Source organism: Pseudomonas sp. PDM22, from assembly GCF_014851965.1.
In the GTDB taxonomy this organism is placed as follows: Bacteria; Pseudomonadota; Gammaproteobacteria; order Pseudomonadales; family Pseudomonadaceae; genus Pseudomonas.
This window is the reverse complement of record NZ_JACVAR010000013.1, coordinates 95,610-105,437: the sequence shown is the minus strand read 5'-3', so window position 1 is coordinate 105,437 and position 9,828 is coordinate 95,610. Positions and strand designations below refer to the sequence as shown.

Genomic DNA, 9,828 nt, shown 5'->3' with positions numbered 1-9,828 from the left:
CAGCGGTGGGCCAGAGCATCGGCCTGTTCGTGCGCAAGGCGGGCATGAAGCTCTTCGCCAACCAGGGCCCGGTCATCATCCAGGCGCAGAACGACAAGCTGGAACTGCTGGCCCGCCAGGGGCTGGAAATCACCAGCACCGAGGATGAGGTGCACATCGTCGCGAAGAAGAAAATCACCCTCAACGCAGGCGGCAGCTACATCACCCTCGACCCGTACCGCATCGAATCGGGCACCCGCGGCGACTTCGACATCAAGGCCGCGCACTTTTCCCTGCGCGGTCCCGCCAGCATGTCGGCGACCCATCCTGAGTATCCGAAGCTCCAGTCCGTGGAACGCCTGCGCATCAACATTCCCCAAACGCCCAATGCGCCCCAGCTGGCGTGGGCCGGCATGCCCTACAAGCTCTATGCCGATGGTGCGTTGCTGCAGGAAGGCGTTCTGGATGAGACAGGCCATATAGCGCTCGATCATCAGGTCGTCACCCGGAACTATCGGCTCGAGACCAGCAGTGGCGTGAGCTATCAGATTCCTGTCCCCACCGACTACCGCAATGCCACGAGCGGCGAGCTTGCCAACCGTGGCCTGCAGAACCACCCCTCCGAAACTGACCCGCGCGTGAAGCAGCCCATCAAGCATGTGGACGATAGAGGACTGTATGCACGGTTGCTGAACCTGTTGGCCGGCCGCGAAGGAGAACAGCCATGAGTCAATGCGAAAAACTTGAAATCACTGTCCCGGTGGCTCTCCAACACAGCAACGAAGCCACCTGCATTTCACCCTGGTTCATGCGCCGCACCGAATACCATCCGGTACCCGCGCTCTATCAATACCTGATCAATGGCGAAGAAGCCTTCAGGGCTGTCCACGAGGCTATCGCCAAGGCCGAGAAGTCCATCGACATCATCTGCTGGGGTTTCCAGCCGTCCATGTACTTCATCCGCGACGGCAAGAGCCCGTCGATTGGCGACCTGCTCAAGCAAAAGGCGGCGGAGAAGGACATGCAGGTGCGCGTGCTGGGCTGGGAGGCACCTTTCAACGCGGCCGGCTTCGCGGGAGAAGCCAACCTGCCGGGCAAGGGGCCGCAACTCTGGGATCGTGAAGGACAGACAGCAACGGAAGAGCAGTATGCCAAGGACCGTGAATGGTTCGCCGAATGTTCGGCCTCCGGCTGGACCGCCAAGGGCCGGGTAGGTAAAGGGCTCCCGGTCTTCGTCAGCCGTGGCTTCGGCTTCGCCGACCGGGTGGAGATTGCCTGGCGCGCGGCCAATCAGGCGCTAGACCCCGGCATCAGCACCTCGACACTTTTCTCTTACTTCGCGGCGCCCACTCACCACCAGAAAACCGTACTGGTCGACTACGAACTGCCCGACAAGGCCGTCGGCTTCGTCATGGGCCACAACATGCTCGATGCCTACTGGGACACCAGTGCGCACTCCTCCAAGCGGCGCCCCAGCGGCGACCTCAAGAGCCCTGTCGACCCCAAGGACCCCAACGGCAAGCCCCACGAGCCAAACGAGGGACCGCGTGGCAAATGGCCCCGCCAGGATATTTCCAGCAAGGTCCGCGGCCCGATACTGGAACACCTGCATCACAACTTCGCCACCGCGTGGGAAAAGGAAACCGGCGAGGACCTGATCGAAGCGCGGCAGGCGATGCAGGTTGCAGAGCAGCTTCCCTTCGACCGCTGCGAAGAAGGCAGCGATCTGGTCATGGCGCAGCTTCTGCGAACCCAGGCCCAGGAAAACAAGCGTGACATAGAGCGCCTCTACCTGCGGGCGATCAACAACGCCACCCAGTACATCTACATCGAAAACCAGTACTTCCGCTGCCCGCCATTGGCCGACGCCATCCTCCAGACGGCCGCGCGGCAGACAGCCGATGGACGCGACCCCGGCAAGCATGGCGCCCTGCACCTGTTCGTCGTCACCAACGCCAACGAAGAGGGCATCGGCCCTGGCACCGTCAATACCCAGCGCATGCTCGACGCCCTGGGCCGGGCCGACACCATTCCCAAGGTCACCAAGCTGATGCGGGGTGAGCCCGTGGTGGATGAGCGAGCCAAACCGCGAAAGGCTGATTCGGACGCACAGACGCCGCTTGAACCCACCATCACCGACGACGATCCGTTACCCGGCGAGGACGCCGCCAAGCCCTACGGATTCGAAGAGCGCCCCGGCCTGAAAATCCACGTCTGCTCCCTGGTGGCCCCGGACTCTCCGCCGGGCAAACCCTGGATGCCGGTGTACATCCACTCCAAGCTGATGATCGTCAACGACGTCTTCACCACCCACGGCTCGGCCAATATCAATACCCGCAGCATGCAGGTGGACAGTGAATTGAATATTGCCCATGAGCGGTATGACGTGAGTAAGCGGATGCGGCGGGAGTTGTGGGATTTACATACAGATAAAAAAGGTGCGCAGGATGATCCGGCTAAGGCGTTCAAGTCTTGGGAAGACATAATTGGAAAGAATAATAGGCGTCAAAAGAACAAGAGAAAGATGGTTGGACCTATTTCCTCTCTCATTGAGTTTCGTTACGACGAACCCACACTGAGCAATAAAGATTGATGCGCCAGATTCTTCTGATGACCAGCCTGGTGCTGGTCGCCTGTGGCGGGGCAAATAATACCGTAATTTCGTCGATTAAGGGGAATGCTATGGATTCACTCTCGAATATAAAGGCAAACCTGGCGTTCAGTTGTAAGCGTGAGAAGCTTCCAGACCCTTCAGCCGATAGCGATGTAGTTTTCCAATATGCCCGTTGGCTGGAGAGAAACAATCAACTCAAGCAGAACAAGATGGTGGACGCACAGATCGAACGGCTCTATCGCATAGCTTCGGAGAATGGCCACAGCAAGGCCAACGTAAACCTACAAAATGGCGCATTACGTAATCACTACCAAATCAGCGGCGATGAGCATCTACGCATGAGCCAACAACTGATCGACGTGCAAGTTGCCAGTGGATATTTTTTCGTTGGTCTCTTTCTGCAAAGGGGCGCCGCGGGTCTGAAGAGGGACCCGGAGATGGCGTTACGGTACTATCGAAAAGCTGCTGACGAGGGGAGTGCTGACGCACAATACTATGTTGGCGAGAAGTTGGAGCCGAGCGATATAGCTCCTGCTATCGCAATGCAGATGTATCGCTGTGCTGCTGAGCAAGGGCAAGGCAAGGCTGCTTCTGCCTTAGGTATATATTTTCAAGAAGATGGTAACTATCCTGCTGCACTTGATTCATTCCAGCTTGGTGTGGCTGCTGGAAATGAAAGCTCGGCATCTTATTTGGAAAATGGTTTTCGCAGTCCGCTCTCTTCAAATGAGCTTTATTATCTTGGTCTAAAAGAAGACCTAGAACGAGCAACACGTTACGAAAAAATCGGAAAAATCTTGGGTGACTACTCGTACGCCTCTCCAAAGGTTCCCGAGATCAACGAGATCGTTCCTCTGCCGCCGGCCAAGCTCCCGCCCTGGGATGGCAAGCTGAAATGGCTGGAAGAGCGCGAGGCCAATATCCCGCCCCCCAAGCCCAGCGAAGCGCTGATCGAGCAGTTGGCCAAGGCCAAGGGCCTCGACCCCGCTACCGGCAAGCCACTACCCGGTTCCCAGGCGTTTATCCGCGCCACCGATTTCCATATCTGCCACAGCGGCCAGCCGTGCCCACGCGCCGGCTACTGGCGTGTGCTCTGGTCCGCCGAGCGCAGCATCGTCAAGACCGATACCGTCCGCCTGTTCAAGGAGGGCGACATCTTCCCCACCTGGGACGTCAAGCGTTTCATCATCCGCCCCTGGCCGCTGAAGGACAAAACCACCCTGACTAATGAAACCGTGGAGTGGAGTTTCTACGGCGATGCATAAGGGAGTTGTGGTCTGGACGTTTTGCTTGGAGGTGACTGGTTACGGTGGGTACCCCGCCGCGCACCCGGCACCGCTGGATTCGCTTTCCCAGACCAAGGTCAACCTCGCCTTTACCAGAGAAAAGGGGACAGCTTTATTTTTCAAACTCCACTCCTAAACAGAACTAATTTTAGAGTAGAGAAATAAATATACCCCCTTTACCTCCCAGGGCGAATTTAAGAATTCTCATATTGAATCAGCGATCGAGACCACAAGTGAAAATCTATTTAAATTCAGCCGACTTACTTGGTAGATTTGTTATTGGCGCATTTGCTTCGCTTTCAATAATCTTGACATTTATGGGAAGGGACACCTATGCAGAAGTGCACGGCAATTCGTTTCACTTCACCTTCTCCATTAAGGATATCTACATCTCATTCCTCAGCACACAAGAAAACAAATCAGTTTTAGATAATATCTCTGCTGGCGCAAAAGTGGTCGCCACTTATACAAAAACAACATCAAAATTCAGGCTGGTTGAAAATATACCGGGTGTTGCGCCAGTCTTTAGCCCAGGATTTGATTATGACTCGATCAACGACTCTGTCACCTTGCCGTTGCTCCCGGAACCAGAAAGAGTTGGTGTGATAGGTGCGGATATTCCACAAGCGCTCGCAGGCGGCTATCTATTAAGTAGGATATCTGTCTTCATCTCACCTAATGTTATTTATCACCAGCAAGGATATTTGGATATTGTCAAAAATTTGGCTCCCGAGAAAACAGGAGATCATACTAAAAATGATCTGATGTTCGAATATCTGGCGCACCCTAATAGTTCAACTCAAAAAAATCCGGAAACCACCCAGCAGGATTGTTTATTTTTATCAACACCTTATGGGTTTCCTGACGTATCAATTCCTGTGGCAGTCCGGGTGACAAACGATTCAAGGTTTATTTTGACTCGCCTTGCTCATCAGTATTGCCCAGTTATTTATCAGAACTTCACGAAAGGGTCTAAAGCAAATCCTGACCACGTGACTAAAGCCAGTATTGCCGCTGCACAGGCAAGCATCGATTTCAGCACAACAGCTTCGGTAGAAAGCCAGTGGGGGGCATTACCTGTTACAAAAGGAATGAGTCGCTGGTATCAACGTAATGCTGAGGGCGCTTATGCATCCTTGACTCAGTATGGATCATATAAAGAATTTGCCATCCGACTGCGAAAGGACACAACATACCCTATAGGCTCTAAACTCCCAAACCGAACTGAGAGATGGTGGTTATTCAATGACGAACTGGTCAAATATTCTACGGAACTTTATTACCAGGGGAATGGCCATGAAAAGCCTTTAATGCTCAGCGCTAGCGCTTTATTCTCTGAAAATCAAAGAGTTTGGGAGAATGATTCTCAGGGCGACTGCAAAGCAAAGGAGTGTCAAAAGCTATCGTCTGAGCTAATGACGCAAGTCAGAACCCCCTATGAGATACTGGAAAAGGAAGTACAACAATATATGAAGCTGCCTTTGATTCCGGCAGAAGATATTCAGAATTAGTCTGACCTTCCGGAATCAGCAGACCGGTCGCTTAAGAAGAGAACTACCAATTCGCAATGCAGGCTTTGGGGGATTTGCGGGTTAATATGAATAACCACCGTTTTTTTTGCACTGACAGCTTGAGGCCAGATAGATATATTTTTCAGCCTCCTGCCCGCTAAACCTTCTCCATATTAATAAATTAATTTTTCCCATAACCGCAGACAGCGAGGCGGTGGCGTACCTGGTGACGCCATATGCGGAGCGGTTGGACTGAGCCCGCCCCAGTCACTGAATCCAGGCAATAAAAAAGGCCCGGCATGTTCCCCCGCCGGGCCTTCTCGTTTCAGCGCCCTGCGATCAGCAGGTGCAGCACATCATGGGCATGCCGTTGCAGCTCATCATCATCGGCATGCCGCATTCCATCATCTTGTTCATCAGCATGCAGCAGTTCTTGAACATCTCCATGTTCATGCCCTGCATCGGCATCATCTTGCACATCATCATGTCGCCCTGCATGGAGCATTCCATCATGCACTTCATGCCGGGCATGCCCATGTTCATACCCATCATCGGCATCTGCATCATCGGGTTCATCATGCCCATCATCGGCATCATGGCCATGGCGGACTGGGACATGCCCATCATCATCATGTTGCCGCAGTGCATCATCATCGGCATGCCGCAGTTCATCATCATCGCCATCATCTCGGCGCTGTTGCGGAACATGGCCATTTCCATGCCCATGGCCGGCTTCATCCGGCACATCATGCCGTCGTCGAGCATCTCGCATTCCATGGTCGCCATCATCATGGGCATGCCCATCATCGGCATCATGGCGTTGGTGTTCATCGGCATCTGCATGGCGTTCATCATGGTGGGGCTCCCTGAATCGATTGGAATGAAGTGCTGCGAATGGGGCCGATTCTAGGAAGGCGCGGCGGAGGGACAAGATGGCGAGGGAACGGCGGGTTTTGCAGTGTCGACCCGCGATTAGGATTCGATGTCGGAGATGTTGTTCGCAATGCTTTCAAAACTGGCGCTATAGCGAACACGCTCGAACTGAAAGCCGCTATTTCAGCAACATGGATATCTCATCCAGTGCTGAGCAAAGAACCGTAGTGAATATTGAATCTAACCAGCCCCTGAAAAAACCATTCCTGGCGCTGAAGCCCGTCCTAGAGAGCTCGCTGCCTTCTCGACAAGACTCTTAAATAAGCATATGAGAATGCTTTTTCAGTATTTAAGGAAATAACAGCCGACATCCTATAGTGGCGATCTGGTTCAACCCTCATCACCGCAAGGAAGTCCCATGCTCCGCCATCTGCTCGCCGCCAGCCTCGCACTGGCGCTGTTCGGCTGTGCCACCCCGCCCGCTTCTTCCGTCCATACCACCGACCCCGCGACCTCGACCCTGCAGGGCGACCCGACCCGGCCGGCGCAGGCGCAGTGGCTGCGCACCGAGTTGTACTTCGCGTTGGGCCAGGAGAGCGGCAAGGAGAAAATCAGCGAGCAGCGCTGGCGGCAGTTCCTCGACCAGGAGGTGACGCCGCGCTTCCCGGATGGCTTCACCGCCTACGATGCCTACGGCCAGTGGCGCGACCACGGCGCGCCGGAACCGGAGCGGCTGAGCACCAAGGTGATCGTGATCCTGCATGAAGACACTGCCGCGCGCGGCAAGGACATCGAGGCGATCCGCCTGGCGTGGAAGCGCATCACCGGGGACCTCTCCGTGCTGCGTCTGTCGCAACCGGCGCAGGTTTCCTTCTGATGGGCGAATTCCGCGAGTCGCTGCATGACGGTTACGCGCAGGCGCTGACCGTCGACGAGCCGATCTACCAGGGCAACACCGGCCAGCAGGAGGTGCAGGTGTTCCGCAACCGGCGCTTCGGCCGCGTGCTGACGCTGGACGGCGTGGTGCAGACCACCGAGGCGGACGAGTTCGTCTACCACGAGATGCTCGCCCATGTGCCGATCCTCGCCCATGGCGCGGTGCGCCGCGTGCTGGTGATCGGCGTGGGCGACGGCGGCATCCTGCGGGAGATCGTCCGTCACGCCGGCATCGAGGAGATAGTCGCAGTGGAGATCGACCCGCAGGTGGTCGAACTGTGCCGCGAGCTGCTGCCGCTGCATTGCGCTGGCGCGCTGGACGATCCGCGCCTGCAGCTGATCTACGCCGACGGCCTGGAGTACCTCGCGCAGAGCCGCGAGACCTTCGACCTGATCCTCTGCGATTCCACCGATCCGGGCGGCCCGGCGGCCAGCCTGTTCACCGACGCCTTCTACCGCAACTGCCAGCTGCGCCTGGGCAGCGGCGGCATCCTCGCCACGCAGAACGGCGTGCCCTTCCTCCAGCCGGAGGAACTGGGCGGTACGGCGCGGCGGCTGGCCGATACCTTCGCCGACTGGGGCTTCTTCCACGCGGCGGTACCGACCTACATCGGCGGCAGCATGGCCTTCGGCTGGGCGTCCAACAGCGAGAAGGTGCGCCGCACCGACCTGGAAACCCTGCGCCAGCGCTTCGCGAAAAGTGGCCTGGTGACCCGCTACTACACCCCCGAGGTGCACCAGGCAGCGTTCGCCCTGCCGCGCTACATGCTCGACCTGATCGAGGCCGGGCTTCAGCGCGACAGCTGAGGGTTGTCCAGGCGCTGCGGCGTCCAGTCCGGGTCGCGGGCGCGAACCGGGCTGCTGACCTGCAGCACCGCCGTGCCGAAGCGCTGCTTGAAGTGCGCGCCGATATCCGTGAGTGCCTGGCGCGTGTAGGGGTTGTCGGCGTGGATGAGGATCAGCATCCGCGACGGCAGCTTCTCCGGCCCGCCGCTGGGGCCGCGCCACTGGCCGTGCAGGTCGAGCCAGCTCAGGCCGTCGGGGAAGCGCGGCGTCACCTCGCGGGCGAGGAAGTCTTCCCACTGCGCCAGCTCCACCGCTTCCAGGTACAACTCGGTGCGCAGCATGCGTCGGCCGCTGGCTTCACCACTGGCGCTGGCTGACGGCTCGTTGAGCCACAGGCCGACCAGCGCGGCCAACAGTACAGCCACGGCGGCATTGCGCCAGAGTGCTTTTGCGCGCATCACACGCCCTCCTCCGACCAGCCTTCCGCCTGCGCCACCCGTGGGCGCAGGAGCAGTTGCAGCACCGCGCCCAGCGCCAGCACGCCCACGCCGAGCAACGCGCCCCAGCCGACATAGGCGACGCTGGAATACAGCATGTACAGGCACACCGCGAGGAAGCCCAGCGGCAGCCACGGGTACAGCGGGACGCGGATCGGCCGCGGCACTTCCGGGTGACGGCGGCGCAGGACGATCAGCGCCACGCTGCTCAGGCTGAGGAACAGCCAGTACACCGGGGTCATGTACTCGACCATGGTGTTGAAGCCATGGCCACTCCAGCCGCCGACCGCGATCAGCAGCAGCGCTACCACGCCCTCCGCCAGCAGCGCGGCGCGTGGCACACCGTGGCGCACGTCCCAACGACCGAGCACGGCCAGTGCCGGTACATCCCTCGCGGCGGCGTAGGTCGTGCGGCTACCGACGATCAGCGTGGAGTTGATGCTGGCGACGGCGGACACCACCACCACCGCCATGATCAGGCCGATGCCCGGCGCACCGAAGGCCAACCCGAGCAGTTCCAGTGCCGGCGCGCCGCTGGCGGCCAGGCCATCGAAGCCCAGCCCGCGAATGAACGCCCAGTTCAGCGCCAGGTAGATCAGCAGCAAGGCGGCGAGCGCGCCGAGCATGGCGGTGAAGATGCCCCGGCGGTTGTCGCGCAGCTCCGCCGACAGCGTGGCTGCATCGCTCCAGCCACCGAAGGCGAGGAAGACGTAGATCAACGCGGCGGAGAAACCGGCAACACCCACCTGCTCCGGCTCTACCGGCACTACAGCGGGCGGCACGAAGCCGCGCCACTCCAGCCACAGGCCGGCGCCGAAGATGCCGAGGAAACCCGCCGCCACCAGCGCCACCAACCCCGCCTGGGTGCCGAGGCTGACCCGCCAGCCAATCAGGTTGAGCGCCACCAACGCGCTGACCAGCCCGCCCGCCAGCAGCACGTTGCCCAGCCGGCCGAGGCCGAGCAAGGCGCTGAAGTGATCGGCGAAGAGGAAGGCCATCAGCGCAATCCAGCCGGTGTGCAGGATGGCGAAGCGCGACCAGGCGAACAGGAAGCCCACCCGCTGCCCGTAGGCGCGCTCGAGGAAGTGGTAGTCGCCGCCGGGATGGGCGAAGGCCGAGGCCATCTCCACGTAGCACAGCGCACCGACCATCGACAGCACGCCGCCGAGCACCCACACCAGGTAGAAATGTTCCTGGCCGACGTTGAGCGCCACGGTGGGCGCGGTTTTCAGGATGTCGCTGGTGATCACCATGCCCAGCGTCAGCAGCAGCGCGTGGACGGCGCCCAGGTGCCGGCGCGGGCCGGCTGGCCTGTCAGCGGCAAAATTGTCAGCCATGAGTCGGCT

General features: G+C 58.8%; 9 protein-coding genes. 6 read left to right on the top strand and 3 right to left on the bottom strand.

Features of this window, described 5'->3' with window-relative positions; genetic code table 11:
- The 4 genes from IB255_RS30400 to IB255_RS30385 form a co-directional block, all read left to right on the top strand.
- The coding region (locus IB255_RS30400) for a DUF2345 domain-containing protein (RefSeq protein WP_192211272.1) at positions 1–707 on the top strand (707 nt) is incomplete at its 5' end.
- Entirely contained in the window at positions 704–2,572 is a 1,869-nt protein-coding gene (locus IB255_RS30395) for a phospholipase D-like domain-containing protein (protein WP_081518363.1), read from the top strand. The genes IB255_RS30400 and IB255_RS30395, both read left to right, overlap by 4 nt.
- Positions 2,573–2,589: 17 nt before the next feature.
- Complete coding sequence (locus IB255_RS30390; protein ID WP_318652774.1) at positions 2,590–3,858, top strand: sel1 repeat family protein; 1,269 nt, start codon at positions 2,590–2,592, stop codon at positions 3,856–3,858.
- A 254-nt stretch (positions 3,859–4,112) separates the two neighbouring features.
- Complete coding sequence (locus tag IB255_RS30385) at positions 4,113–5,390, top strand: hypothetical protein (protein ID WP_139791578.1); 1,278 nt, start codon at positions 4,113–4,115, stop codon at positions 5,388–5,390.
- A gap of 339 nt (positions 5,391–5,729) precedes the next feature.
- Here IB255_RS30385 and IB255_RS30380 read toward each other — a convergent pair whose 3' ends face one another.
- Entirely contained in the window at positions 5,730–6,245 is a 516-nt protein-coding gene (locus IB255_RS30380) for a hypothetical protein (RefSeq protein WP_081518365.1), read from the bottom strand.
- 436 nt (positions 6,246–6,681) lie between these two features.
- Here IB255_RS30380 and IB255_RS30375 point away from each other — a divergent pair, with 436 nt between their 5' ends.
- Both IB255_RS30375 and speE read left to right on the top strand, forming a co-directional pair.
- Complete coding sequence (locus IB255_RS30375) at positions 6,682–7,140, top strand: DUF3574 domain-containing protein (RefSeq protein ID WP_081518366.1); 459 nt, start codon at positions 6,682–6,684, stop codon at positions 7,138–7,140.
- Positions 7,140–8,006 (top strand): polyamine aminopropyltransferase, encoded by an 867-nt coding sequence (speE, locus tag IB255_RS30370; protein ID WP_081518367.1) that lies wholly within the window; start codon positions 7,140–7,142, stop codon positions 8,004–8,006. Before IB255_RS30375 ends, speE begins: the two co-directional genes overlap by 1 nt.
- Here speE and IB255_RS30365 read toward each other — a convergent pair.
- Positions 7,991–8,443: a DUF3574 domain-containing protein gene (locus IB255_RS30365; protein WP_081518368.1), complete on the bottom strand. Its 453-nt coding sequence runs from the start codon at positions 8,441–8,443 to the stop codon at positions 7,991–7,993. The two genes, speE and IB255_RS30365, sit on opposite strands and share 16 nt — an antisense overlap.
- A complete protein-coding gene (locus tag IB255_RS30360; RefSeq protein ID WP_081518369.1) occupies positions 8,443–9,819 on the bottom strand; it encodes an APC family permease in 1,377 nt (458 codons plus the stop codon). Before IB255_RS30360 ends, IB255_RS30365 begins: the two co-directional genes overlap by 1 nt.
- Positions 9,820–9,828 lie beyond the last annotated feature (9 nt).